Origin of the sequence: Herbaspirillum sp. 3R11, from assembly GCF_004563925.1 — a bacterium.
Classification (GTDB): Bacteria; Pseudomonadota; Gammaproteobacteria; order Burkholderiales; family Burkholderiaceae_D; genus Herbaspirillum.
Genome location: NZ_SPNJ01000001.1, coordinates 482,900 through 508,130, shown reverse-complemented (window position 1 = coordinate 508,130; position 25,231 = coordinate 482,900). Strand labels below are relative to the sequence as shown.

At 58.2% G+C, this 25,231-nt stretch carries 23 protein-coding genes; 3 read left to right on the top strand and 20 right to left on the bottom strand.

Features of this window, described 5'->3' with window-relative positions; all coding sequences use genetic code 11:
- Positions 1-30 precede the first annotated feature (30 nt).
- On the top strand, positions 31-2,544 hold the full coding sequence (locus tag E4P32_RS02360; RefSeq protein ID WP_116433431.1) for an aldo/keto reductase: 2,514 nt from the start codon (positions 31-33) through the stop codon (positions 2,542-2,544).
- 6 nt (positions 2,545-2,550) lie between these two features.
- Here E4P32_RS02360 and E4P32_RS02355 read toward each other — a convergent pair whose 3' ends face one another.
- The 13 genes from E4P32_RS02355 to E4P32_RS02295 all read right to left on the bottom strand — a co-directional run bounded on the left by E4P32_RS02355 (position 2,551) and on the right by E4P32_RS02295 (position 18,783).
- Positions 2,551-3,078 carry a GNAT family N-acetyltransferase gene (locus tag E4P32_RS02355; protein WP_116433432.1) on the bottom strand — a complete coding sequence of 176 codons (528 nt, stop codon included), beginning with the start codon at positions 3,076-3,078 and terminating at the stop codon, positions 2,551-2,553.
- 87 nt (positions 3,079-3,165) lie between these two features.
- On the bottom strand, positions 3,166-3,561 hold the full coding sequence (locus E4P32_RS02350) for a MerR family transcriptional regulator (protein ID WP_116433433.1): 396 nt from the start codon (positions 3,559-3,561) through the stop codon (positions 3,166-3,168).
- A 14-nt stretch (positions 3,562-3,575) separates the two neighbouring features.
- Positions 3,576-3,989, bottom strand: a complete 414-nt coding sequence (locus E4P32_RS02345) for an integration host factor subunit alpha (protein ID WP_050977690.1) — start codon at positions 3,987-3,989, stop codon at positions 3,576-3,578.
- 35 nt (positions 3,990-4,024) lie between these two features.
- Complete coding sequence (gene pheT / locus E4P32_RS02340; protein WP_116433434.1) at positions 4,025-6,451, bottom strand: phenylalanine--tRNA ligase subunit beta; 2,427 nt, start codon at positions 6,449-6,451, stop codon at positions 4,025-4,027.
- Positions 6,452-6,564: 113 nt separating this feature from the next.
- Positions 6,565-7,581: a phenylalanine--tRNA ligase subunit alpha gene (gene pheS, locus E4P32_RS02335; RefSeq protein ID WP_116433435.1), complete on the bottom strand. Its 1,017-nt coding sequence runs from the start codon at positions 7,579-7,581 to the stop codon at positions 6,565-6,567.
- A gap of 298 nt (positions 7,582-7,879) precedes the next feature.
- Positions 7,880-8,239 (bottom strand): 50S ribosomal protein L20, encoded by a 360-nt coding sequence (gene rplT / locus E4P32_RS02330; RefSeq protein ID WP_007882754.1) that lies wholly within the window; start codon positions 8,237-8,239, stop codon positions 7,880-7,882.
- 25 nt (positions 8,240-8,264) lie between these two features.
- On the bottom strand, positions 8,265-8,462 hold the full coding sequence (gene rpmI, locus E4P32_RS02325) for a 50S ribosomal protein L35 (protein ID WP_083830894.1): 198 nt from the start codon (positions 8,460-8,462) through the stop codon (positions 8,265-8,267).
- 267 nt (positions 8,463-8,729) lie between these two features.
- Entirely contained in the window at positions 8,730-9,251 is a 522-nt protein-coding gene (infC, locus tag E4P32_RS02320) for a translation initiation factor IF-3 (protein ID WP_083457935.1), read from the bottom strand.
- A gap of 65 nt (positions 9,252-9,316) precedes the next feature.
- On the bottom strand, positions 9,317-11,224 hold the full coding sequence (thrS, locus tag E4P32_RS02315) for a threonine--tRNA ligase (RefSeq protein WP_116433436.1): 1,908 nt from the start codon (positions 11,222-11,224) through the stop codon (positions 9,317-9,319).
- Between the two features lie 997 nt (positions 11,225-12,221).
- On the bottom strand, positions 12,222-15,227 hold the full coding sequence (locus E4P32_RS02310) for an FAD-binding and (Fe-S)-binding domain-containing protein (protein ID WP_116433437.1): 3,006 nt from the start codon (positions 15,225-15,227) through the stop codon (positions 12,222-12,224).
- A 32-nt stretch (positions 15,228-15,259) separates the two neighbouring features.
- On the bottom strand, positions 15,260-16,024 hold the full coding sequence (locus tag E4P32_RS02305; protein ID WP_116433438.1) for a 2-keto-4-pentenoate hydratase: 765 nt from the start codon (positions 16,022-16,024) through the stop codon (positions 15,260-15,262).
- Between the two features lie 68 nt (positions 16,025-16,092).
- On the bottom strand, positions 16,093-17,376 hold the full coding sequence (locus E4P32_RS02300) for an MFS transporter (protein WP_116433439.1): 1,284 nt from the start codon (positions 17,374-17,376) through the stop codon (positions 16,093-16,095).
- A 189-nt stretch (positions 17,377-17,565) separates the two neighbouring features.
- On the bottom strand, positions 17,566-18,783 hold the full coding sequence (locus E4P32_RS02295) for an aminotransferase class V-fold PLP-dependent enzyme (protein WP_116433440.1): 1,218 nt from the start codon (positions 18,781-18,783) through the stop codon (positions 17,566-17,568).
- Positions 18,784-19,087: 304 nt separating this feature from the next.
- On the opposite strand from E4P32_RS02295, the gene E4P32_RS02290 reads away from it, so the two are divergent.
- Positions 19,088-19,849: a GntR family transcriptional regulator gene (locus E4P32_RS02290; RefSeq protein WP_233526582.1), complete on the top strand. Its 762-nt coding sequence runs from the start codon at positions 19,088-19,090 to the stop codon at positions 19,847-19,849.
- Between the two features lie 417 nt (positions 19,850-20,266).
- Here the strand turns inward: E4P32_RS02290 and E4P32_RS02285 are convergent, their stop codons facing one another.
- Together E4P32_RS02285 and E4P32_RS02280 are read right to left on the bottom strand one after the other, a co-directional pair.
- A complete protein-coding gene (locus E4P32_RS02285; protein WP_116433441.1) occupies positions 20,267-21,256 on the bottom strand; it encodes a hypothetical protein in 990 nt (329 codons plus the stop codon).
- 81 nt (positions 21,257-21,337) lie between these two features.
- Positions 21,338-21,676, bottom strand: a complete 339-nt coding sequence (locus E4P32_RS02280) for a hypothetical protein (RefSeq protein ID WP_135008697.1) — start codon at positions 21,674-21,676, stop codon at positions 21,338-21,340.
- A gap of 157 nt (positions 21,677-21,833) precedes the next feature.
- Between E4P32_RS02280 and E4P32_RS02275 the strand changes: the two genes are divergently transcribed.
- The gene (locus tag E4P32_RS02275) at positions 21,834-22,616 is read left to right on the top strand and encodes a hypothetical protein (RefSeq protein WP_116433443.1); all 783 of its coding nucleotides are present in this window, start codon (positions 21,834-21,836) and stop codon (positions 22,614-22,616) included.
- An 8-nt stretch (positions 22,617-22,624) separates the two neighbouring features.
- On the opposite strand, the gene E4P32_RS02270 is transcribed toward E4P32_RS02275, so the two are convergent.
- The 5 genes from E4P32_RS02270 to E4P32_RS02250 all read right to left on the bottom strand — a co-directional run bounded on the left by E4P32_RS02270 (position 22,625) and on the right by E4P32_RS02250 (position 25,214).
- Positions 22,625-23,413, bottom strand: coding sequence for a DNA adenine methylase (locus tag E4P32_RS02270; protein ID WP_116433444.1), 789 nt, complete (start codon positions 23,411-23,413; stop codon positions 22,625-22,627).
- Between the two features lie 130 nt (positions 23,414-23,543).
- Positions 23,544-24,077 carry a hypothetical protein gene (locus E4P32_RS02265; RefSeq protein ID WP_116433445.1) on the bottom strand — a complete coding sequence of 178 codons (534 nt, stop codon included), beginning with the start codon at positions 24,075-24,077 and terminating at the stop codon, positions 23,544-23,546.
- The gene (locus tag E4P32_RS02260; protein WP_116433446.1) at positions 24,074-24,508 is read right to left on the bottom strand and encodes a DUF5675 family protein; all 435 of its coding nucleotides are present in this window, start codon (positions 24,506-24,508) and stop codon (positions 24,074-24,076) included. Before E4P32_RS02260 ends, E4P32_RS02265 begins: the two co-directional genes overlap by 4 nt.
- A complete protein-coding gene (locus E4P32_RS02255; RefSeq protein WP_158559708.1) occupies positions 24,508-24,828 on the bottom strand; it encodes a phage holin family protein in 321 nt (106 codons plus the stop codon). Before E4P32_RS02255 ends, E4P32_RS02260 begins: the two co-directional genes overlap by 1 nt.
- Positions 24,825-25,214 (bottom strand): putative holin, encoded by a 390-nt coding sequence (locus E4P32_RS02250; protein ID WP_116433448.1) that lies wholly within the window; start codon positions 25,212-25,214, stop codon positions 24,825-24,827. Before E4P32_RS02250 ends, E4P32_RS02255 begins: the two co-directional genes overlap by 4 nt.
- Positions 25,215-25,231: the final 17 nt, after the last annotated feature.

The window sequence follows — 25,231 nt, the reverse complement described above, 5'->3', positions numbered from 1 at the left end:
GAATCTGCGCTTCCTGTCCTCCCCGATTCCATGCCGATATTGACCGCGCTTCCGGCCGACCGGATCTTCGATCTCTGCATAGTCGGCGCCGGTCCGGTCGGACTGACGCTGGCGTTGGAAGCCGCAGCGCGCGGCCGGCAGGTGTTGCTGCTGGAGTCCGGCGGCGCCGAACACAATCCGGCGACGCAGCAATGGTCGCGCGCCACCGTGCTCGACCAGCAAGCGCACGCACCGATGGAACTGGCCTCGAACCGCGCCCTGGGCGGCAGTTCCTGGCTGTGGGGCGGACGTTGCGTGCCATTCGAAGCAATCGACTTCGAACCGCGCAAGTACGTACCGCATTCGGGATGGCCGTTCACGCTGGACGAAGTGCTGCCCTGGTACGACAAGGCCGCCGATTACCTGGACTGCGGCAAGGCGCAATTCCGCCAGGCGCCGCAGCACTGGCCGGAGATGAGCGAAATCGAACTATCGCAACTGGAGCGCTGGGCGCGCCAGCCGAAGCTGGTCGGCAAACTTGGGCCGCGCGTGCTGGCCTCGCCCGATATCCACATCCTGTTCGACGCCACCGTCACCGGCCTTGTCTTTGACGATGACCAGCGCAGCGTCAAATCGCTGCAGGCTCGTCACAAGAACGCCGCCATCGTCGTGCAAGCATCCCACTTCGTGCTGGCCGGCGGAGGACTCGAAACCACACGCCTACTGCTGTCCGCGCAGCAGGGACATCCCGCCTTGTTCGGCGGCATCGGCGGGCCGCTCGGCCGCTACTACATGGGCCATATCTTCGGCAGCATTGCCAGCCTGACATTGACTCATCCGGGAGATTTCGCCGACCTCGATTTCTCGGAGGACGACACCGGCACGTATGTACGGCGCCGCTTCACCATATCGGAAGAAGCGCAGCGCACGCATCATGTGCTGAACACTTCGTTCTTCGCCGACAATCCGCCGTTCTACGATGAACGCCATCGCAATCCGACGCTGTCGCTGGTGTTCCTCGGGCTGTCATTCCCGGCCATCGGCCGCCGCATGATTTCGGAGGCAATTCGCCTGCGGCACGTGGGGCCGCCGCCGTATCGCTACGGCGCGCATCTGCTCAATGTCCTGCGCCGCCCCTGGCAGGCCGCCGCCGACGTGCTGACCATCCTGCGCCTGCGCTACGTCTCGCCGGTACGCAAGCCGGGCTTCGTGCTGCGCAACCAGGGCGGCACCTATGCGCTCAATTACCACGCCGAGCAGATCCCCAATCTGGATAGCCGCGTCACATTGAACACGGAACACGACGCCCACGGCATGCCGCGCCTGACCGTCGATTTCCGTTATCTCAAGGACGACGCCGAATCGGCGCTCAAAGCACACGAGATTCTGGACCGGCAATTGCGCGCCGCCGGCAAAGGCAAGGTCGAATACCATCGCTCGCCGGATCAGCGCATCGGTCATATCCTGGAACAGGCCACCGACGGCTTCCACCAGGTCGGCACTACGCGCATGCATGACGATCCGCAACTGGGCGTAGTGGATCGCCATTGCCAGGTGCATGGCGTCGTCAATCTGCACATCGCATCAAGCAGCGTTTTCCCGACCACCGGCGAGGCCAATCCGACTTTCCTCGCGGTGGCGCTGGCGGCCCGGCTGGCGGATCGGCTTGCCCAGCGTCTGAGCGCGCCCGTCGCTGACGATGCTGCCACGTCGATGGGCACTGCCCGCACTGCCCGCACTCCCCTTTCCTTCCAACCTGGATCCCAGCGCATGCAAACCATCCGTATTCCCGACACCTCGCTCGACGTCAGCCGGCTGTCGTTCGGCACGGCCAGTTTGCATCATCTGTTCAAGGGACCGCAGCGGCAGGCGCTGCTGACGGCGGCGCTGGACGCCGGCTTCACACACTTCGACACGTCGCCGTATTACGGCTTCGGTCTGGCGGAAAAATCGCTGGGGGAATTGCCGACAGCAGAGTTGCAACGCATCACGATCGCCAGCAAAGTCGGCCTGTACGGGCCGAACGGCGCCGGCCCCAGCGTGCCCGAAATCCTGCTGCGCAAAGTCGCCGGCAAGGCCTTGCCGGCGTTGAACAAACCGGTTGTCGACTGGAGCATCGCGCGCGCACAAAAGAGCCTCGACGACAGCTTGCGCCGCCTGCGACGCGGCTGGCTGGACGTGCTGTTCCTGCACGAGCCGGTCCAGGCGCTGATCGCTACCGAAGAATGGCAACGCTGGCTGGAGTCGCTGGTGCAAGCCGGCAAGATTCGTCACTTCGGCATCGCCGGCGAAGCGCCGATGATTGCCGCCATGCTGCAAGCGGCGCCGTCGCTCGCGCAAATCGTGCAGGTGCGCGACAGCCTGGACAAACGTCAGGCTGACGTCCTCGCGCAGCATCAGCGCGCATTGCAATTCACGTATGGGTATATGGCGGGTGGCGCACAACCGGGAAGCGACGGTGCGGCAGTATTGCGCCAGGCGCTGCAACGCAATCCGGGTGGCTCCATCCTGGTGTCGACACGACGCGTGGAGCGGGTGGCGGAGCTGGCGCGTGCGGGGTCGTAGTCTGACTCAGCGGCCGGTGTCCAACACCAGATATTGCGCATCGCTGTCGTAGCTGGCGATCTTCTGGGTCAATGCCGCGTCAGCATGTGCATACGGCATGAAACCGCGCCGCTGCCAGTACGCCGCCGAGTTGTTGACCGCCATCAGCGCGACACAGGAAAATCCATGCGCGCCAGCCAACTCCCTGATGTATCCGACCAAAGCGCCGCCGAGGCCTGACTGGCGCGTCGCCGCAGTCAGCGCAACATCGTGCAGGTACAGGCAAGCGGCCTGCGACGACAAATCATGCAACAGGGAATTCAGGGCCGGTGGTTGTCCCAGCACGGCCGGATGCGCGATGGCGTAACCGAGCGCAGTCCCGTTTACGTCGACGGCGATCAGACAGCCCTGGGCAAACAGGCGCAACCGCTCCGCAAACACTGCAGGCGATTCCGGATAGTCCGGATGCACTTCGGCAGCGATCGCCGTCACGGTCGGCAAATCGTTGTCTATCATGGCGCGCCAGGTAACGCCGTTGCGCACTTCATTGTTCATGTTCTGTGCTCTCCAAAAACAAAAAAGCCACCGTTGCCGGCAGCTTTCTGTCATGCATCATCGCAGCAGCGATGACACCGGGTCCAATCAGGCGCGCGGACCCAGCAATTGCAGGATGCCGTTCAACTCGGCGCGCATGGCTTCGATTTCTTCCGCGCCCATCGAGATTTCGATGTCTTCGGCGATCTCCGACTGATCTTCATGCAGATGGCCGTCGAGCTTGTTGCGGGCGCCGCTGATGGTGAAGCCTTGCTCGTAGAGCAGCTCACGGATGCGGCGAATCAGCAGCACTTCGTGATGCTGGTAATAGCGGCGGTTGCCGCGTCGCTTGACCGGCTTCAACTGGGTGAATTCCTGCTCCCAGTAGCGCAGCACGTGCGGTTTGACGCCGCACAGCTCGCTGACTTCACCGATGGTGAAATAGCGTTTGGCGGGGATCGGCGGCAATACGATCACCGCTGGTTTATTGACGCGTTCGTTCATGGAATGGGATTACGTTACACAGCAAGGGCGAGAGGCTGGCCGCTCGACACCTCGACCATTTCCTTGAGCTTCTGACTGGCGTGGAAAGTGACGACGCGGCGCGCAGTAATCGGAATCTCTTCGCCCGTCTTTGGATTGCGACCGGGGCGCTGCGGCTTGTCGCGCAACTGGAAATTACCGAATCCAGACAGCTTCACCGCTTCACCACGTTCGAGCGCATTGCGAATTTCGTCGAAGAAAGTTTCAACCATGTCCTTCGCTTCGCGCTTGTTGAGACCGACCTGCTCGAATAAAAGTTCGGCAAGTTCGGCCTTGGTCAGCGTGGGGAGGTTTTTTTCCGCCTGCGAACGCACCTCGGATTCGAGTACCGCGCGTTGCAAGTCAGCATCCAGCACAGATTGAAATTCGCTTGAATTCACGTTGTTCATGACGGGTGAGTCGCCTATTACCAATTTATAAATTGTTATGTACGCAATCTGGCGGCAAGCTTACCCGTTGCAGCGGCTACGATAGCGGCCATTGCAGCGTCAACTGTGTCGTCCTGGAGTGTGTTTTGAGTATCTTGCAAGGTGAATCGGAAAGCAAGACTTTTTTCGTCATTTCCCAGGCCCTTGCCTTGATATTCATCAAATAAAACAATGGCTTGGATGATTCCGCACGCAGCGTTGCCCTGCTGTTCCGCAGCGAAAATATCACGCAATTCCTGCACCTGAACAGCTTGCTTGACGACCAGTGCGAGGTCGCGCGTCACGGCCGGGAATTTGGAAATTTCGACGTAAGCAGGTACCTCGCGTTGCTGCAGCGCCACCGCATCGATTTCGAACACGACCGGTGCCAGCGGCAGGTCGTATTTTTGTTGCAGGCGCGGGTGCAGTTCGCCGATCAGGCCGATGTTCTTGCCATCCAGCTCGACCTGAGCCGAGCGTCCCGGATGCAGCGAAGGATGCTCGATGCGCGCGAAACGCAGGACGCACGGCGCGAACAAGGCTTCCAGATCCGCCTTGACGTCGAAGAAATCGACGCTGCGGGTATCCTGCCCCCATTGCTCGTCAGCCACCGGGCCATAGGCCAGGCCGGCGACGCGCTTGGGTTGGTGATAGCCGGCCACTTCCAGCGGACCGTCCTGCACCTGCGCATCGCGATGGAACACGGCGCCGATTTCGAACACGCGCACGCGGTTGGCCTTGCGGTTGATGTTGTAGCGCACGTTGGCGACCAGGCTGGCAATCAGCGAGGAGCGCATCACGTTCATCTGGCTGGCGATCGGATTGAGCAGCTTGATCGGCGCCTGGTTGCCGGCGAAGTCGGCTTCCCATGCGCTCTCGACGAAGCTGAAATTGACCACTTCCTGATAGTCGAGGTCGGCCAGCAGGTGACGAATCGCGAACAGCGAACGGATGTTTTCCGGCGCGATCTTCATCTCGCTGGCGGCCACCGGCGGCAAGGCCGGGATGTTTTCAAAGCCGTACACGCGCGCGATTTCTTCGATCAGGTCTTCTTCGATTTCGATGTCGAAACGGAACGACGGCGGCGTCACCGCGAACAGGCCGGGCTCTTGCGTGAACTGCAGGCCGAGGCGCGTGAAGATGTCGGCGACCATGTCGTCGGTGATGGCCACGCCGATCACCTTGGTGGCGCGCGCAGTGCGCACCTTGACCGGCTCACGCTTGGGCAGGTTGACGATCTGGTCGTCGACCGCAGCGACCTTGGTGTCGGGTGTGCCGCAGATTTCGATCAACAAGGCGGTGATGCGCTCGATGTGTTCGACTACGGTGGCAAAGTCGACGCCGCGTTCGAAACGATGCGCGGCATCGGTCGAGAAGTTGTAGCGGCGCGCACGGCCCTGGATCGCCTGCGGGAACCAGAATGCGGCTTCGAGATAAATATTCGTGGTCTCGAGCGAGACGGAAGTGGCATCGCCGCCCATGATGCCGGCCAGCGATTCGAGCTCCTTGTCGTCGGCGATCACGCCGACCCATTCGTCGACTTCAACGGTGTTGCCGTTGAGGAGCTTGATCTGTTCGCCCTTCTTGCCCCAGCGCACGTCGAGGCTGCCGTGGATCTTGTCGAGGTCGAACACGTGCGATGGACGACCGAGTTCCAGCATGACGTAGTTGGAGATATCGACCAGCGCCGAGATCGGACGCTGACCGCTGCGCTCGAGGCGCTGCTTCATCCATTGCGGCGTCGCTGCCTTGGCGTTCAGGCCGCGGATCACGCGACCGGCGAAGCGGCCGCACAGATCCGGCGCAGAAATCTTCACCGGCAATTTTTCATCAAGGTTGACCGCGACCGTCTGGAACGTCGGCTGCTTCAGCGGTGTATCGGTCAGGGCCGACACTTCGCGCGCCACGCCGAGCACGGACAGGCAATCGGCCTTGTTCGGGGTCAGCTTGATGGTGAACTTGAGGTCGTTGAGCAGGAAGTAATCGCGGAAATTCTGGCCCACCGGTGCATCATCCGGCAACTCGAGCAGGCCGCCGTGATCTTCCGACAGCTTCAGTTCGCGCGCGGAGCACAGCATGCCTTGCGACTCAACGCCGCGCAGCTGGCCAACCTTGATTTCGAACGGCTTGCCGTCGGCGCCCGGAGGCAGCACGGCGCCGGCCATCGCGCAAGGCACCTTCATGCCGACGCGCACGTTCGGCGCGCCGCAGACGATGTTGAGGATGGTGCCGGTCTTGACGTCGACCTGGCAGACGTTGAGGCGATCGGCGTTGGGATGCTTGGCGACTTCCAGCACTTCGCCGACCACCACATTGGAGAACGGCGGCGCGACCGCTTCGACTTCTTCCACTTCCAGGCCCGACATCGTCAGCATGTGCGACAACTCATCCGAAGTCATCTTCGGATTGACCATGGTGCGCAACCAGTTTTCAGAGAATTGCATGATGAATACTTTCAGCTATCGTCCGCTTGCGTGCGCGCGGACATTCAGACAGTTCGCGGGGCGGTGCCATGGATCTCGGCGCCGGTCCTGCCTCGGCATTGTTCAGTTGAGCGTCAGTTGAATTGCTTCAAGAAACGCAGATCGCCTTCATAGAACAGGCGCAGGTCGCTGATGCCATAGCGCAGCATGGTCAGGCGCTCAAGGCCGGAGCCGAACGCGAAGCCGATGTATTGCTCTGGATCGAGGCCCATGTTGCGCACCACGCTCGGATGCACCTGGCCGGCGCCGGAGACTTCCAGCCAGCGGCCCTTCAACGGACCGCTGCCGAAGGCGATGTCGATTTCCGCCGACGGTTCGGTGAACGGGAAATACGAAGGACGGAAGCGCACCTGCAGGTCGTCGGTCTCGAAGAAGGCCTTGACGAAGTTGAGGTACACGCCCTTGAGGTCGGCGAAGCTGATGTCTTCCGCGATCCACAGGCCTTCGACCTGGTGGAACATCGGCGAGTGGGTGGCATCGCTGTCGACGCGATAAGTGCGGCCCGGGGCGATGACCTTGATCGGTGGCTTGTTCATGCGCGCATAGCGAACCTGCATCGGGCTGGTGTGCGTACGCAGCAGCAGCGGTTTGCCTTGCGTGTCGTTGCCTTCGATGTAGAAGGTGTCCTGCATCGAACGGGCCGGATGGTTTTCCGGGCTGTTCAAGGCGGAGAAATTGGTCCAGTCGGTTTCGATTTCCGGACCGTCGGCAACGTCGAAGCCGATCGAACGGAAGATTTCTTCAACCCGTTCCCACGAGCGCATCACCGGATGGATGCCACCCTTGGCGCGGCCGCGGCCCGGCAAGGTGACGTCGATCGCTTCGGCATTCAGGCGCTCTTGCATCTGGGCGTTGGCGAGAGCGTCACGGCGCGCGGTCAGCGCGTTCTCGATCTGCTCCTTGGCGGCGTTGATGACGGCGCCCTGCACTTTGCGCTCTTCCGGCGCCAGCTTGCCCAGGCCCTTCATCTGCTCGGTGATCTGCCCGGTCTTGCCAAGATATTTGGCTTTGGCGTTTTCCAGGGCGGCGGCGTCAGGTGCGCCGGCGAAATCGGCCTGGGCCTGTGCAACGAGTTGTTCTAGGGAATTCATGCGGTAAGTCTCGCTCCATTCAGATGGAAGTCTGAGTAATCCAAAAGCCGTTCGGCTTTGACGACGAAGTCGAAAAAATGAAATCGAAAATAAAATCGAAATGAAAACGGCTGTTTCAAAACAGCTGCTTCAAAACGGTGGTTTCAGAAACTGCATCACATTGCAGATTGCAGAGTGAAATCTGCACTGTAAAAGCGGCTCTCTGAAACGACTACGGGGCACAGGTATTTCACCTCTGCCCCGCAGTATTTTTGCAGCGCCGTCCGGTACCGGACGACGACTGCAGCAACACGGCTAATTACTTAGCGATGTTGGCCTTCACCTGATTGACAATCGCAGCAAACGCTGGCTTGTCAGTCACGGCCATGTCGGCCAGAACCTTACGGTCCAGTTCGATCGAAGCACGCTTCAGGCCGTTCATGAACACGCTGTATGTCACGCCATGCTCACGAGCAGCAGCGTTGATACGGGCGATCCACAGTGCACGGAAAACGCGCTTCTTGTTGCGGCGGTCACGGTATGCGTATTGGCCCGCGCGCATGACTGCTTGCTTGGCGATACGATAGACGGTGCTGCGGCGACCACGGTAACCCTTGGCTTGCGCCAGGACTTTTTTATGACGGGCACGTGCTGTTACCCCACGTTTAACTCTAGGCATAGTAGCTCCTTAGTAATGAGTGAGGTTAGGCGTTCGGCATCATGCGCATGACTGATACGACGTCTGCAGCATTGACATTGGTAATACCGCGCAATTGGCGTTTAACTTTTGTGGTTTTCTTGGTCAAGATGTGGCGCTTGAAAGCGTGACCACATTTGATCGTTCCACCTGGACGTACACGAAAGCGCTTTTTGGCGCTGCTTTTCGTCTTCATTTTTGGCATGACACTATCTGTCCTTTATTGGACAGCTCCATTTTTTGATGATTGCAGGTGGCAACAATACGTTGCTCTTGGATGCCTGCTCTCACTTATTGACAGCAGTTTTCACTGCTGCTTTTGCGGAAAACAAAACGACTGCTTCCCGACAAAATCCTCGGCTTCGCTACAGCTATTGCTATCGCTTGCTGGACCGGAATACGCATCGCAAAGACTTATCCTGCGATGCGCGAAGAAGCATGGCTGCTTCTTCTTTAATTCTGCTTACTTACATTACTTCTTCTTTTTAGGCGCCAGGACCATGATCATCTGGCGTCCTTCCATCTTCGGAAACTGCTCGACCTGGCCAAACGGCTCCAGATCGACCTTCAAGCGCTCCAACACGCGCATGCCGATTTCCTGGTGAGCCATCTCACGGCCGCGGAAACGCAGCGTGATCTTGGTCTTGTCACCTTCTTCCAGGAACTTGGTCAGGTTACGCACCTTGATGTTGTAATCGCCGTCATCCGTGCCAGGGCGGAATTTGACTTCCTTGACCTGAATGACTTTCTGCTTCAGCTTGGCTTCATGAGCTTTCTTCTGCTCCTGATATTTGAACTTGCCATAATCCATCAGGCGCGCAACAGGAGGTTGTGCGGTCGGTGCGATTTCCACCAGATCCACATTAGCCTCTTCCGCCAGACGGAAAGCTTCAGCCAAATTGACGATGCCAAGCGGCTCGTTATTGACCCCGGATAAACGCAATTCCGGTGCTGTAATTTCACCGTTGATGCGATGCGACTTGTCAGTAGCTATTGCAGTTTCCTTTTAACGTCCAATAAATTAAGCCGTGCTCTTGCGCTGGAAGGAGCTTTGCTCCTTTAGGCTTTGGCTTCCACCTCGGTTTTGAGGCGTTCCACCAAGACATCGATAGGCATGACACCCAGATCGACGTTGCCCCGCGCACGCACGGCCACTGTGTTTGTATCGCGCTCTTTATCGCCGACCACCAGAATATAGGGCGGCTTCTGTAAAGAATGCTGCCGTATTTTATAGGTAATCTTCTCGTTACGCAAATCGGTCACTACTCTAAACCCTTGTTTTTTCAGCGTTTGAGCAACGTTTTTGACGTAATCGGCTTGCGCGTCGGAAATATTCAGGATCACAACTTGCTCGGGAGCAAGCCACAGCGGCATGGCGCCGGCATGGTTTTCGATCAGAATCGCGATGAAACGCTCCAGCGAGCCGACAATCGCCCGGTGCAGCATGACCGGGACCTTGCGGCCGTTGTCTTCCGTGACATATTCCGCACCCAGGCGCGCCGGCATCGAGAAATCGACCTGCATGGTGCCGCATTGCCAGGAACGGCCGATCGAATCCTTCAGATGGTATTCGATCTTCGGGCCGTAGAAGGCACCCTCGCCCGGCAACTCTTCCCACTCGGTGCCGGAAGCGCGGATAGCCTCGCGCAAGGCGTTTTCAGCCTTGTCCCAGACGGCTTCTTCGCCGATGCGCTTTTCCGGACGCAGCGCCAGCTTCACGGCGACGTCGGTAAAGCCGAAGTTGTCATAAACCTCGCGCACCACCTTGTTGAAGGCGGCGACTTCGTCCTGGATCTGGTCTTCAGTACAGAAGATGTGACCGTCATCCTGGGTAAAGCCGCGCACGCGCATCATGCCGTGCAGCGCGCCGGACGGCTCGTTGCGGTGGCATTGGCCGAATTCGCCGTAGCGCAGCGGCAGGTCGCGATAGCTGTGCAGACCGGAGTTGTAAATCTGGATATGGCCCGGGCAATTCATCGGCTTCAGCGCGTAGGCGCGGTTTTCCGATTCGGTCGTGAACATGTTTTCACGATAGTTTTCCCAGTGGCCGGTCTTTTCCCACAGCGAGCGGTCAAGGATTTGCGGCGCCTTGACTTCCTGATAGCCGCTGTCCTGGTACACGCGGCGCATGTATTGCTCGACCTGCTGCCAGATCGACCAGCCCTTCGGATGCCAGAAGATCAAACCCGGCGCTTCATCCTGGAAGTGGAAGAAGTCCAGCGCGCGGCCCAGCTTGCGGTGGTCGCGCTTCTCAGCCTCTTCCAGCATGTGCAGGTAGCTTTCCTGGTCTTCCTTCTTGGCCCAGGCAGTGCCGTAGACACGCTGCAGCATCTCGTTGTTGGAGTCACCGCGCCAGTAGGCGCCGGCCAGCTTCATCAGCTTGAAGACCTTCAGCTTGCCGGTCGACGGCACGTGCGGGCCGCGGCACAAGTCGGTGAAGCTGCCTTCTGTATACAGCGACACATCCTGGTCTTGCGGGATGGATTCGATGATCTCGGCCTTGTAGGCTTCGCCGATGGACTTGAAGTAAGCCACCGCCTCGTCGCGCGGCAACACCTTGCGGGTGACGGGCTCGTCCTTCTTGGCCAGCTCGGCCATTTTCTTTTCGATCGCGGCCAGGTCTTCCGGGGTAAACGGACGCTTGTAGGCGAAGTCGTAATAGAAGCCGTTGTCGATCACCGGACCGATGGTCACCTGGGCATCAGGGAACAATTCCTTCACCGCATACGCCAGCAAGTGGGCGGTCGAGTGACGAATCACTTCCAGACCATCCGCATCCTTGTCGGTGACGATGGCCAGATCGGAATCTTTTTCGATCAGGAAAGAGGTATCGACCAGCTTGCCGTCGACCTTGCCGGCGAGTGCGGCCTTAGCCAGACCTGCGCCGATGTTGGCGGCGACTTGCGCCACGGTGACGGGCGCATCGAATTGACGTTGCGAACCATCTGGAAGACGTACTGAAACCATGTTGGACTCCATTCCGGCAACTGCTTGCCGACGCTGAATAAATGAAAAGGGAAAATGCGGACGAAAAAAAACGCGGACCAGCCGCGCTTTTTCAGAAGACGAAAAAGAACCCGACTAGCGTCGCGTAGTGACCTTGGTGGTAGTTCGCGGTGTCATAACCGGTTTGCCTTTCTCGCTCTTACAGATGTTGGGGTAGTACTTAACAGACATGGCGGAAAACAACCATGAAACAGACAAGGATTATAGCAACAATCAAAAAATGTCGCATCCCATACGTGGAAATACCGATACAAGAACAGACTCCCAAGGCCCAGCCCTATCTGGAAAGTGGCCTCAAGAGGAACCTGCTCTTGTATCGGTACGGTGAAGCGAAGACGCGCGGTGCCTGGAATCGGATACCGATACAAGAGAAGATTCACGCCACCCAGTCCTATCTGGAAAGTGGCGGCGCGAAAGGTGAATCTACTCTGGTATCGGCACAAAAACCGCGACGAACTACCCTGAGTGCCGATACAAGAGAAGATTCACGCCACCCAGTCCTATCTGGAAAGTGGTAGCGCGAAAGGTGAATCTACTCTGGTATCGACACGGCAATCGACAATGTACAGATGTGCAGGCGCAATGCGGATACAAGAGTAGATTCCCGTCGCCCAGTCCTATCTGGAAAGTGGCAACGACGAAAGGTGAATCTGCTCTGATATCGGCACGAACGCCGAAAACTGAACATGCGCAAGGAAGCCGCGTGCGAAAACTAAAACTACTTGTGTATCGAGGAAGATTTACAGATGAATTGCTGCTACAGACATGACCGGGAACCAGTCAAAAATGAAGAAGTAATGCGGAGTAACCTTCACCAGCCGACCAAACACTTTTTATTGATTTTTGGCCTGCCGCCCGGTTGTGAACCGAGGAACAACCAGCAATATAGCACAAAATTTGATCTTGTCAAAGCCGCAGACGCAAATAAATTACGCGCCTGCGGCAAACCATGCATCAACTACGCGTTCAGCGCGGCCGCCAGCACACGGGCAACGTGGAGCGCCTCCCTCCCCGCGCCATCATGGATCTGGTGACGGCAACTGGTACCGTCCGCCACTACGATGGCGTCCGCCGCAGCCTTGCGCACCGCCGGCAATAGGGACAACTCCGCCATCGCCATCGATGCCGCGTAGTGCTCCTCTTCATAGCCGAAGCTGCCGGCCATGCCGCAGCAAGACGACTCCACCACGGACACTTCCGCCTGCGGAATCCACTGCAACACGGTTGGCACCGGACGGAAGGCGTCGAAGGCCTTTTGATGGCAGTGGCCGTGCAACACGATCTTGCCGGACGCCAGCGGCTTCAGGTCGAGCTTCAGCTTGCCGGCCTTGTGTTCCTGCACCAGAAATTCTTCAAACAGGAAAGCCGACTTCGCCAGTTGTTTCGCTTCGTCGCCATAACCGTAATTGAGAAATTCATCGCGCAAGGACAGCAGACAGGACGGCTCCAGCCCGACCACTGCTACGCCCTTGCGCACGTACGGCATCAGCGCATCGAGCGTGCGGCGCGCTTCCGCCTTGGCCTGATCGACCAGACCTGCCGCCAGATAGGTGCGGCCGCAACACAAAGGGCGCTGTCCCGGCAAGGTATTGAAATGCACCTTGTAGCCGGCGGCCTCCAGCACCTGCTGTGCGGCGCGCGCGTTTTCCGGCTCCATGTTGTTGTTGAAGGTATCGACGAAGAGCAGGACTTCCTTGCCGGCAGTCGTCTCTGCCGAACTGCGCGCGTTACTCAGAAACGATTTGCGGAAACGCGGCAGCGAGCGTTGCGGCGCCAAGCCCAGCAAACCCTTCACCCAACCGGAAATCACCGGAATCTTTTCCGCCAGCGCCAATGCACCGCCGATGCTGCCGGCATACGATGCGTAAGCCGGCATGTAGGCAATCAGCCTGTCGCGCAGACTGATGCCATTCCTGGCCGCCCATGCGGAGCGCGCTTCGATCTTGACCTTGGCCATGTCGACGCCGGTCGGGCAGTCGCGCTTGCAGCCCTTGCAGGAGACACACAGGTCCAGCACTTCCTTGACCTCGGGACTGGCCAGCCCTTCGCTGCCGAGCTGTCCCGACAAAGCCAGGCGCACGGTGTTGGCACGGCCGCGCGTGACGTGCTTTTCATCGTGCGTGACACGATAGCTGGGGCACATGGTGCCGGCATCGAACTTGCGGCAGTGACCGTTGTTGTTGCACATCTCGACCAGCTTGGCGAGGCCGTCGCTGCGGTCGCCGCCGCTGCCGGGCGCGCTTTCCTTGCCGGTCAGCGGGTCGCGCTTGACGTTCCATTGCGACCAGTCCAGCGCCGGGCTGTACGGCAGTTCGCGATAACCGGGAGCGAAGCGGAAGTTGCTCGCATCGTCCATCTTGGGCGGACGCACGATCTTGTCCGGATTGAAGCGGTTGTCGGGATCGAACAAGTCCTTGATCTCGCTGAAGGCGGCATTGAGTTTCGGCCCGTACTGCCACGCCACCCATTCGCCGCGACACAAGCCATCGCCGTGTTCGCCCGAATACGCGCCTTTGTATTTACGCACCAGCACCGAAGCTGCCTCAGCGATTTCGCGCATGTCCTTGGCGCCGCCTCGGCGCATGTCGAGGATGGGCCGCACGTGCAAGGTGCCGACGCTGGCGTGGGCGTACCAGGTGCCCTCGGTACCGTATTTGTGGAACACTTCGGTGAGCTGGCGCGTGTACTCGGCCAGATGCTCCAGCGGCACGGCGCAGTCTTCGATGAAGGACACCGGCTTGCCGTCGCCCTTCATGCTCATCATGATGTTGAGACCGGCCTTGCGGACATCCCACAGCGCTTTCTGCTCGTTGGCAACAGGCATGTCGACCACCGAGCCGGGCAAGCCGAGGTCGCCCATCAGTTCGCTCAACAGTTTCAGTTTTTCAAGCTGTTGGTCGAGATTCTCGCCGGCGAATTCCACCAGCAGGATCGCTTCCGGATGACCGACCAGCGCCTTCTCGATCACCGGCTTGAAGGCCGGATTGCTGATCGCCAGATCGATCATGGTGCGATCGACCAGCTCGACTGCGGTCGGCCCCAGCTTGACGATGTGCTGGGTCATGTCCATCGATTGATAGAAGGTCGGGAAGTTGACCACGCCCAGCACCTTGTGCGCCGGCAGCGGCATCAGCGCCAGCGTGATCTGGCGGCTGTAGGCCAGCGTACCTTCCGAACCGATGAGAATGTGCGCCAGGTTGGCGACGCCGTCATCGGTAAAGGCGCGCGGATTCTGGCAGTCGAAGATGTCGATGTTGTAGCCGGCCACGCGGCGCAGCACCTTCGGAACGCGCTCGACGATTTCGCCGCGCTCGCGCTGCGCGATGGTTTGCAAGCCGCGTACGATGTCGCCGATACGGCCACTGCCTGGCATCTCCGGTAAACGGCCGAACCGGCCCTCGGTACCGTCGGCCAGCACCGCATCGATGGCCAGCACGTTGTGCACCATGTTGCCGTATTCGATCGAGCGCGAGCCGCAGGAGTTGTTGCCCGACATGCCGCCGATGGTGCACTGCGCCGCCGTCGACACGTCGACCGGAAACCACAAGCCGTGCGGCTTGAGCCAGGCGTTGAGATGATCGAGCACCATGCCCGGTTCAACCGTGATGGTGCGCGCGACCGGATCGAAGTCGATCACCTGGTTGAGATATTTGCTGTTGTCGACGACCAGCGCCTCGCCCACGGTCTGGCCACACTGGCTGGTGCCCGCGCCACGGGCCAGCACCGGCATGCGATGCTGGCGTGCAATGTCGAGCGCCAGTTTCAGGTCGGCCTGGTCGCGCGGCACGACTACGCCCAGCGGCATGATCTGATAGATGGAGGCATCGGTGGCATAACGACCGCGATCGGCTTTACCGAACATGACTTCGCCGCGCATCTCTCGCTGCAATTGCATGGCGAATGGCGTAGCGGATGCAGAGCTCCGCGCGCTCGGCGGAACCAGATGGATGGGCTTGACCAGCATGGGGTAGTCCTGTCAAAAAACGAAAGTAAAATTCAGCTCAGTTCAAAATGAATCGGCGGCAAGCCGGCGATCTGCCCGATCACCATGCCCGGTTCTTGCGGAAAAAACATGCCGGTGTAGGAACCGGCGGTAATCACCGTGCCGCCGGGAATCGCCATGCCGCGTGCGCTGCAGTGATTGACCAGCCAGCTCAGCAGCCGGCGCGGATCGCCGGCCGGATTGACGCCCTGCCCCTTGAAGACATCCGCGCCGTTGAAGGTCAGATGCGTGTCGGGACGGCGGAAGTTGAAATCCTCGCGATAGTCGCTCAGCTCGCCGATTACCAGTGCGCCGTGATTCTGCAGATCGGCCAGTTGATTCAGCTTCGGCACATCGGGCCAACCCGCCAGGCGGCTGGAAACGATTTCGATGGAAGCGCCCATCGACGAAATGCTTTCCATCACTTCAGCATCCGGCACCGGCGTATTGCGCGGCTTGAAATCGCGGTCGAAGCAAAACATGATTTCCAGCTCCAGTCCCAGCACCGCAAATGCGCTGCGACGAATCACCGATGAAGCCGGATGGATGCCGCTCAGCGGCAACGGCGCACCCTGGATCGGCCCGACCTCGGATTTGGCGCCGATCTTCCAGCCGCCGATGACGGCATGGCTGCGGCGCAGGAAAGCCTGTTGCGCCAGATAGGCGTCGTCGCTGTCTGCCGGCTCCAGCTCAGGCGGCACGATAGCCGTCGCCTGCTGTGAATACGCGTCGCTCAGAAGATGGCCGAGTTCTTCGGCTGCGGAAAGTAAAGTCGTCATGGCTATCCCGATCGAATGTTGCAAGGAAAATGCCGCCGGTCGGGCGCGGCATTCTCAGCTTGATGCAATCAGGCACGCGCCTTGATCACCTGGCCGCCTGCATCCGGCGTGGTGTTTTCAAACTTGCTGTCCGGCTGCATGCGGAACGCCAGCAGCACGCCGAAGCCCATCAACACCATGCTGCCGAGGAACGGCAGTTCCCAGTTCCCGGTCTTGTCGATCAGGTAGCCCGACAGCACCGGCGAAATGATCGCGGCCAGTGCCGAGCCGGTGTTCATCATGCCGCTGGCGGTGCCCGAATATTCCGGTGCGATATCCATCGGAATCGCCCACATCGGACCGATCGTCATTTCAGCGAAGAAGAAACCTGCGCTCAGGCTGATGATCGACACATAGAGGTTGTGCGTGAACATCAGCGGCAGCAGCGACAGCAAGGTCAGCAGCATGCACACCGACACCATGTAGCTGCGGGCGCGCTTGAGGTTGCCGGTGTTTCGCAGGATCTTGTCGCTGACGATGCCGCCCAAGGTGTCGCCCACCACGCCGGCAAAGAACACGCTGGAAGCGAACAGCGCCGACTTCTTCATATCGAGGTCATAGCTGTGCAGGAAGTACTGCGGGATCCAGCTCAGGAACAGCCACAAGGTCCAGCCGTAGCAGAAGTAGACGATGGTCACCGGCATCATGCGCTTGAACAGCGGCCCCCATGGAATCTTCGGGCTCTTCTTTTTGCCGGGCGGCAGGATCGCCAGTTCTTCCGAGGTGATGCGCGGATGTTTGGCCGGATCTTCCGTGAACACGAAGGCCCACACGATCACCCACACCAGGCTGAACGCGCCGAAGATGTAGAACGATTCGCGCCAGCCGTGTTCGGCCATGATCCACACCACCGCCGCCGGCGCTACCGCATTGCCGATCCGTGCGAAGGCATGCGTGATGCCTTGGGCGAAACCGCGCTTGTCTTTGGCCACCCAGCGCGACATCGCCGTGGTCGCCGCCGGGAAGGTCGCGCCTTCACCGAGGCCGAGCAGCAAACGCGCCAGCAGCAACGACACCAGGCCGCCCGCGAAACCGGTCAGCACCGTCGCCAGCGCCCACAGCAAGCCGCAATAAATCAGCGTGCGGCGCGCGCCGAACTTGTCGCTGACCCAGCCGCCGATGATCTGAAACACCAGATAGGGATAGGCGAAGGCGGAAAAGACCAGACCGATTTCCGTCTTCGAGAGGTTGAATTCCTTGGCAAAACCGGCCGCGGCGGTGCTGACGTTGACGCGATCGAGGTAGGTGATGAAATACATCATGCATAACATCAATAGCACGACCGTAGTCGCGCGCAAGCGCAGGTGTCTCATTGCTTTGTCTCCATTATTGGTGCGCCGGCGCGCCGTGAAACCTGTGGTTTCGATTCCTCTGTGGGATGTTGCAGCACCGGTCTTTCGTTATTGATCCACTTTGCCGATGCAGTCCTTGCAGAAGGTCTGCACCGGCGTTCTTTCCTCCGTTATTGCTTTTTCTTTTGCCAAGCCAGGCGGTTCAGATGATCAGGCGACCTTCAGCGCCGGCTTGTTTTTCTTTGCAGTCAGGTTGTCCATTGCAGCTTGCACGCCGCTGCCGGCCAGCTTGACGCCCGCGAGCTTCAGCCCCATTTCGCAGCCGGCCAGCGTCGCCATCAGCGTCAGGTCGTTGGCTTCGCCCAAATGGCCGATGCGGAACATACCGCCCTTCATCTTGCCCAGGCCGGTGCCGAGCGACATGTTGAAGTTTTCGTAAATCACCTTGCGAATCGCGTCGGCATCAAAACCGGCCGGCGTCATCACGCCCGTCAGCACCGGCGAATACACCGCCGGATCGGCGCACTGAATCTCCAGACCCCAGGCCGTGACGGCTTGGCGGCAGGCTTCGGCTAGGCGCTCATGACGTGCGAAAACGTTATCCAGGCCTTCGCCCAGGATCATTTCCAGCGCTTCGTGCAAGCCGTACAGCAAGTTGGTGTTGGGCGTGTACGGCCAGTAGCCGGTGGCGTTCATCTCGATGATTTCGCCCCAGCCCCAGAAGGCTTTCGGCAATTTGGAAGATTTGCTGGCTTCGATGGCTTTCTTCGAGACGGCGTTGAAGCTGATTCCCGGCGGCAGCATCAAGCCCTTTTGCGAACCGGAGACGGTCACGTCGACGCCCCACTCGTCATGGCGATAATCCGCCGAGGCCAGGCCCGAGATGGTGTCGACCAGCAGCAGCGCCGGATGGCCGGCGGCGTCGATGGCCTTGCGCACCGAGGCGATGTCGGAAGTCACGCCGGTCGAGGTTTCGTTATGCACCACGCACACCGCCTTGATCTGATGGCCGCTGTCCTTGCGTAAGCGTTCTTCGATCAGGTCGGCCTGCACGCCGCGGCGCCAGCCTTCGATGCCGGGCAAGCCGAGGAACTCCGGCTTCAGGCCCAGCGCTTCGGCCATCTTCTTCCACAGCGTGGCGAAATGGCCGGTTTCGTACATCAGCACGGTGTCGCCTGCGCTCAGGGTATTGGTCAGCGCCGCTTCCCAGGCGCCGGTGCCGGAAGCCGGATAGATGATGACGGGCTGTTCGGTCTTGAAAATCTTCTTGATGCCGGCCAGCACCTGCAGGCCCAGCGCGCCGAATTCCGGGCCGCGATGGTCGATGGTCGGCAAGCTCATGGCGCGCAAGATGCGATCAGGCACAGGGCTCGGACCCGGGATTTGCAGGAAATGACGGCCGGCTGGATGAAAGTCGAGTTTTAACATTTACTTCTCCTTTGAAATTCGTCTCTGGAAATTGATCTTTTATCGAATTTTGTATTTTGAATGCAAAATACTTTATCAGTGAGATCAGAAGAGGTAAAGGATTTTTTGATCGTTGCAGTCCTTACTCCTGGTACGGAGTCGGGGCGATGATTTTGATAGAAAACCCTGTATATATAGGCACTTGGGATCACCGACACGCGCTTGGCGGCAATATTTTTCATCCATACAACACACAAAAGCTGGTATTTTTGCAATGAAGCGTTGGATGCTAAAATAGCGCCAAGCAGTAAATTAAGGATTTTGAATGCAAAATTCAGCCATTGAATTGATTAGCAAGCCCGACCAGACCGAGCAGCAAACCAGCCCCGCCGCCCTGCCGAAACTGGAGCGCCAGCGCCTGCACGACACCGTCGTCGAGCACCTGCGCAACCTGATCGTGGAAGCAGTGCTGATGCCCGGCACCAAACTGAACGAACGCGAACTGTGCGAAACGCTGGGCATTTCGCGCACGCCGCTGCGTGAAGCGTTGAAGGTATTGGCCGCAGAAGGCCTGATCGAAATTTCGCCAAATCGCGGCGCCTCGGTGTCGAAGATGACCGAGACCGAGATCTGGGAAACCTTTGAACTCATGAGCGGCCTGGAAGCGATGTCCGGCGAGCTGGCCTGCGAACGCATCACCCCGGTGGAAGTGGCCGAGATCAAGGCGCTGCACTACGCCATGCTGGCCTGCAAGGCGCAGAACGACCTGCCCGGCTATTACAGCCGCAACCAGGCCATCCACAACAAGATCAACGAAGCCGCACGCAACTCGGTGCTGCACCAGACCTACCTCGGCCTGAACCGCCGCCTGCAGGCGCTGCGCTTCAAGTCAAACTTCCGTCCGGAAAAATGGGACAGCGCCGCACACGATCACGACGAGATGGTCAAGGCGCTGGAGGCACGCGACGGCAAGCGCCTGGCCGCGATCCTGCGCCGGCATCTGCTGGACAAGCGCGATGCGGTGCTGAACGTGCCGGTGCCGCCGGTCGCGAACGAAGCGCCTGCGGGGAAAACGAATAATCAATAAAAACAGTTGGGAAGTTGTCGCTGAAGGCCATCGCTTGCGGTGGCTTTTTTTTGGCTGCAAGAAAAAATCGAGCGCGGAAGAGAAGAAGAGAAAATCCGAAGAGAAAATCCAGAAGACAAAAAGCAAAAATGGAAGCCGGGACTGCGCTTCCATTGTGATTTTGCTTTTGATGCTGTTTTTACGAAGCCTTGCTACCTGCTTCGATACCAATATTCGACAACATCAAGAATATTGGTAGGCACGATTGGACTCGAACCAATTTCAAGAAGCCGTAGCAACGGTCTTTCAAGGGTATCAGGCGGAGTGGATACCCCTCGATACCCCCTTATGCCCCCGAAAAATCCCTGAAGTAAACCCAAATCAAATCGTGGTCCTGATCGACACTCGCCCCAATTGCTTCGCTCCAGGCCTCGTCAGTTAGAACAAGATTCCATCTTTAGCCGCGCAAAACACACTGCTGTGGCTCTGATTGATGACGTTCATGTTGAATCCCCGAAGCTGCATCAAGTCGTCAACGACATAGAAAGCGTTGACTGGTTGGTCGAGCGTCTCGAAAAAGGCTATTCGATCTGGATGCATGTCTGGCGGCAATGACGCCGCACGACTGATGAAAACGTACCGAATGAATGCATCGTGTCTTAAATTGAAGTCCATACCCATTTTATCGGGGCCTTGCAAAACATTCGTGCTGAAGGAACGATCTGACAATAGGCACTTCTCCTTCGTGTACATGCTAATCATCACGAAAACCGCCTGTTTTTTGTCGGTAAACATTTGGCGCACCACAGCATCCAACATGTTTTCCTGACCCGGCTCTAACTCAGTCAGCAACATAAATAGTATCCCAAGCCACTCCCGATACTGAACATTCGTAATACCCAGGCGTTTGCACGTTTCAACCTGGTGCGGCTTGCGTCCATTCAAAACCAGTTGAAAGAGATGATTGCTCTCCGGATCGGTCGGATGATGGTTTTTAAAACTTTTAAACGTATCCAGCGACTTATGAATCACATAAGGATTACGGATGAAGTTCAATAGCTTTGCTGAGTAGAGCGCGAACAGTTCGTCGACAATATCAGCGGACCGCACTTCGGCCTTTTTTAGCAATGCCTCAGTATGCGTTTTAAGTTGCTCCTCGTACCGTTGGAAGAGTGCCTCAAAGTTGTGCCGCAAATTTGCGCGTGGCTCCACGTCAAAACTGAACAGGTCGTCGAGCGACAGATTCCCTTCAATCAATTTCTTGGCCGCTGGCCCCAGTTTGATTTCGTCACTTGTGCCACGTTGCTGAATCTCAAACTTATAGATCCTCTGTTTTCGACGATCCACGCCAGGAGCGCTGCACGTGTTTAGACGCTGCTCAACCTGCGGCAGGTAATGTTGATTGATCGTGTTACTCAATAGTTTCATAGGGAGACGGTCAACACAGTGAAAGGGCATGCGCAGATGCAGCCATAGACTACACCAAGTGCGCCTGCTGCTTCGGGCTGGCTATCCACCCCGCACCTTGGCAGATGCAGCAGCCCAATCAAGAAACGGCTCTGGCGCTGGCTTTTTGTTCCGGCGCGCATGTTGCTCTTCATAGAGTTCACTTTCCGTCTTCAGCCGCCGCCCAACGCCAAGCAGGCATAACCAGGACTGCGCGTAGTCGACAACCTCCCCGGCCTCGTTCTTGTTCTGCTCAAAGCCAGATAGGGCAAAATTATCCCCTTCTATCCAAAGGATATCGACGTCCATCAGCTCGTAAGTACTGCCGTACCGCGTGTGTGTGAGCTTCGCTGTCTTCGAGACTCGATTGAGGCGATTGTCCTGCGTCGTATTGATAGACAACTCCCCCTCCTGCGCTATCTCCCGCGAGAGAGCGTGCTTAGGAATTCGAACACCATGCCTGCGCATTTGATAGATTGAAACTTTCATCGTGGCAACAGAATGCTGTATAAAAACACAGTATATCCGAAAGCAGTACCCGTCTACTATTGAGCATCATATGAAAAAAAAATCGAACCCAATGGATGATTATCGACCGCTGATGGATGTCTTCACATGTGTACGTCCACTACTCGCAAAAAATGATCACGCCGATTTTCCCTTTTCCGTCTTGGGGACATGCTTCATAGCTGACTTCTACGGTCGATACTTTGTAGTCACAGCCACTCATACCTATGCGCGTAGTCACGGGGTAATGCAGTTGACGGCTCAATACGATCCGCAACGGGACGAAATGTTGCCGATCAGTCGCCGCTTCGAACTGATAGCAAATGACGAAAGTGAAGAGGAGCTATCCGATATCACCATCTTGGAGATTGATGCCGAGAAGGTTGACGTCACACTACTCGCAGAACATTATCCAGCGAAGATTTCCGTGGATGACACGGTTACTATTTTGAACCCCAACTTCAATTACACCTTTAGGGGCTATCCGCATGAGCTACGCGAATATTCTGGCAAGCAAATTCACACGGTAGGAGTGATTGCGGATGCGTTCCTGATCGAAGGGGGAGAAACAGGAAGCGGATTGCATGGACTTGAAGTAAACAACGCGACAGACTTCCCGTCTTTTGACGGGTTTAGTGGGTCGCCAGTCTTTCAACTCTCACATATGGACGACACTGTAACCTTCCCCTGCTTTTCCGGAATGCTGATCAGGGGAAGCCAAAGTGCTGGCATAGTGCATTTCATCACCTGCAAACACATCGTCCGTGCGCTTCAAACCATTGTGAAAGAGAACGACATCCCGCCTTTGAAGTTGCCGCTCCCCGTCAGCAAATAGCCCGGTGATTAGAACAGTCCTGCAGGTTCGGCTTCACGGTCCCAGCTATAAATGATCAGCTCCGTCCTGGCCACGGACTTGCCACCGCCGCCGACCTGATAGTCAATACCGACTTCTTCCAGCTGAAATCCAGCGAAGACTCGCCGAATCTCAGGGTGGTCGTTGATACTCAGGATGGCCTTGCCCTTCATAGACCGCATCAGTCCGGCCATGCGCTCATACTGCTCCAGTCCGAACTCCACTCCATAGCCGGCCGTCTCCCAATACGGCGGATCCATGTAGAAAAAAGTGTGCGGCCGATCATAGGTCTCGATGCACTTTGCCCAATCGCGATTCTCGATGTACGTCGACGCCAGGCGCAAATGCGCTGCAGATAAATTCTCCTCGATGCGCAGCAGGTTGACCGGCGGCGCTGTTGTTGCGGTCCCCCAAGTCTGTCCATCGACCTTGCCACCGAAGCAGTGCTGCTGCAGGTAGAAGAAACGAGCGGCACGCTGAATATCCGTCAGCGTCTCGGTCGGCGTGTCCTGCAGCCACTTGAATACCTGCCGACTCGACAGCGCATACTTGAATTGCCGGACAAATTCCTCAAGGTGATTCTTGACCACCCGATAGAGATTGATCAGCTCGCCGTTGACGTCGTTAATCACTTCCACCTCTGCCGGCGGCCGCAAGAAATACAGCGCAGCACCGCCGGCAAAAACCTCGACGTAGCATTTGTGCTGCGGGAAGCGTGGAATAAGAGTATCGGCCAGACGACGCTTGCCGCCGAGCCAAGGAATAATTGGTGTTCCCATGGTGAATCTTTCAGTTGTGCTAGGATACGCCCGCCTCGCGAGGTGGCAGTGCCCTGGCTTGATTCACTGGTCGCATCAGTGGATTGAGGCCCGTTCCGGCTGTTAGCGCAGCTAGAACGGGCGCTCTGTCTTATTTGCTGCTTGCCGCAGCTGCTGCAGCTTCCTGCAGCTTTCGATAGTTCTCTCGCAGGCCGAGTGCTATTTCCCTCCAGGCGCGGCAACTGGTGGCGTTGTGGACGTCGGCGGCGGCGACGTCAGCAAGCGGAATGGCGGCGGGTCCACGGTCAGCGCTGTCGGCAGGTCCGGCATCGGCACCACTCCAGGCGGCGTCGTGCATCCGCACAAAGCCAACGTTGACACCAAAGCGCTTACTGTCATCGCCCGTAACAAACTCCTGCACTCGCCCTTCATTTTCTTCTCCCTGTACATAGATTCGTTGAATCAGATCCCGGTATTTGATCTGCGTCTCGGCCACCACCACCTTTTGAGCGCGACCAACTTCCCGCGCCAACTCGGCGCGAGCCTCGTCGGCCGCATCCCATTTCACTTGGATTGCGTGCCGGCCATGCCACTCCACCGCGAGCAGCGCCGCACACACCAGCAGCAGTTTCCAGCACCATGCCGGGACCGTCTTCAGCATTGCGCCAATCGCTTCAAGCGTCATGCCGCCTCCCGAATCTCTATGGTAATTTTCTTGCCGGCGTCGACGGCGGCCTGCAGCTTTGCGTAGAGCCGATCAAACGCGACGCGGCTTTGTCCCAGCCAATCGACTGCCGGCGCATCGCCAACCAGGATGCATCCATCGGTGTCTTCAGCCTTGTTGCCCCAATGGATCCGCACCCCCAAAAAGTTCGCCACTGCGACCAGGAGAGGAATAGCCAGGCCGCCGTACTTGGGGCTGAACTTGGGGCTGAACGTCAGCTGCACCTCGTAGATGCCCGCTGGAATAGCCGTCCGTCCATAGACCTTTACGCCTGGTGCGCGGACGATATCCTCCAAGGTGTGGCACTCGAACTTTCCGTCGATGTGCAATGTCCCTGGTGTGCTTACGTTGGTGCTCTTGCCGCGCTGCAGGAGCAGTCTCAGTTCATCCATCACTTCACCCCTTGATAAGAACCTGCGATCAGAAAGCGCGCAATGTTTCCACGCGACCGAACCACTGCGATCAAAACGCCGGCGCTTGCCGCCACCTCTCCTGGATCGACGGGGCCGCAATACTGGCCGGTCAGAATCCGGATTGCTATCCAGCCGTAGGCGACGATCAATGCCCACGCGATGGCCGACATGCTGACCTTGTGACTGGCATAGCGCTTTCGATACAACAGCAAGCGTGCGCAGATGCCGAGGCAGATCAAAAGCTGCAGGAGCAGCAGTGCCTGATCAAAGGGTGATGCCTTAAGGAGATAAAAACTCATTGCTTCGGTCCTTTCCATTTGCTAAGCCACTCGCCCACGTTGACGACGAGATCCGAAAAATCCATGCTCGCGGCCCAGTCCATGCCGCGATTCAAGATCGTCACGACCAGGGCAGCAGCCACCAATGCAGCCACGCCGCGGTCGTGTACTACAGTCAGACGTACCAGCTCGGCAGAAGCGATATAGCCGGCAATCATCGATGCCAAAAAATAGAAACTGCGTACCAGCAGCCCCATCTCCTTCGCCCGCAGGACAAACACCGCAGCGCCAGCGAAGGCGCCGATAAGCGCCCCCGCGTCTAAGCCGGCCAGCAGCGATACAGCGCTAATTCCCCCGACCATCACCAGCCCCGCTGCGGTCGACGATGATGTAATTGGTTCCGGCATTTCTTCTCCCAAAAGAA

Excerpts from the sequence above, each read along its gene's own strand:
- E4P32_RS02360 (WP_116433431.1), top strand. The coding sequence starts at position 31 with ATGCCGATATTGACCGCGCTTCCGGCCGACCGGATCTTCGATCTCTGC.
- E4P32_RS02355 (WP_116433432.1), bottom strand. The coding sequence starts at position 3,078 with ATGAACAATGAAGTGCGCAACGGCGTTACCTGGCGCGCCATGATAGAC.
- E4P32_RS02350 (WP_116433433.1), bottom strand. The coding sequence starts at position 3,561 with ATGAACGAACGCGTCAATAAACCAGCGGTGATCGTATTGCCGCCGATC.
- E4P32_RS02345 (WP_050977690.1), bottom strand. The coding sequence starts at position 3,989 with ATGAACAACGTGAATTCAAGCGAATTTCAATCTGTGCTGGATGCTGAC.
- pheT (WP_116433434.1), bottom strand. The coding sequence starts at position 6,451 with ATGCAATTCTCTGAAAACTGGTTGCGCACCATGGTCAATCCGAAGATG.
- pheS (WP_116433435.1), bottom strand. The coding sequence starts at position 7,581 with ATGAATTCCCTAGAACAACTCGTTGCACAGGCCCAGGCCGATTTCGCC.
- rplT (WP_007882754.1), bottom strand. The coding sequence starts at position 8,239 with ATGCCTAGAGTTAAACGTGGGGTAACAGCACGTGCCCGTCATAAAAAA.
- rpmI (WP_083830894.1), bottom strand. The coding sequence starts at position 8,462 with ATGCCAAAAATGAAGACGAAAAGCAGCGCCAAAAAGCGCTTTCGTGTA.
- thrS (WP_116433436.1), bottom strand. The coding sequence starts at position 11,224 with ATGGTTTCAGTACGTCTTCCAGATGGTTCGCAACGTCAATTCGATGCG.
- E4P32_RS02310 (WP_116433437.1), bottom strand. The coding sequence starts at position 15,227 with ATGCTGGTCAAGCCCATCCATCTGGTTCCGCCGAGCGCGCGGAGCTCT.
- E4P32_RS02305 (WP_116433438.1), bottom strand. The coding sequence starts at position 16,024 with ATGACGACTTTACTTTCCGCAGCCGAAGAACTCGGCCATCTTCTGAGC.
- E4P32_RS02300 (WP_116433439.1), bottom strand. The coding sequence starts at position 17,376 with ATGAGACACCTGCGCTTGCGCGCGACTACGGTCGTGCTATTGATGTTA.
- E4P32_RS02295 (WP_116433440.1), bottom strand. The coding sequence starts at position 18,783 with ATGTTAAAACTCGACTTTCATCCAGCCGGCCGTCATTTCCTGCAAATC.
- E4P32_RS02290 (WP_233526582.1), top strand. The coding sequence starts at position 19,088 with ATGCAAAATTCAGCCATTGAATTGATTAGCAAGCCCGACCAGACCGAG.
- E4P32_RS02285 (WP_116433441.1), bottom strand. The coding sequence starts at position 21,256 with ATGAAACTATTGAGTAACACGATCAATCAACATTACCTGCCGCAGGTT.
- E4P32_RS02275 (WP_116433443.1), top strand. The coding sequence starts at position 21,834 with ATGAAAAAAAAATCGAACCCAATGGATGATTATCGACCGCTGATGGAT.
- E4P32_RS02270 (WP_116433444.1), bottom strand. The coding sequence starts at position 23,413 with ATGGGAACACCAATTATTCCTTGGCTCGGCGGCAAGCGTCGTCTGGCC.
- E4P32_RS02265 (WP_116433445.1), bottom strand. The coding sequence starts at position 24,077 with ATGACGCTTGAAGCGATTGGCGCAATGCTGAAGACGGTCCCGGCATGG.
- E4P32_RS02260 (WP_116433446.1), bottom strand. The coding sequence starts at position 24,508 with ATGGATGAACTGAGACTGCTCCTGCAGCGCGGCAAGAGCACCAACGTA.
- E4P32_RS02255 (WP_158559708.1), bottom strand. The coding sequence starts at position 24,828 with ATGAGTTTTTATCTCCTTAAGGCATCACCCTTTGATCAGGCACTGCTG.
- E4P32_RS02250 (WP_116433448.1), bottom strand. The coding sequence starts at position 25,214 with ATGCCGGAACCAATTACATCATCGTCGACCGCAGCGGGGCTGGTGATG.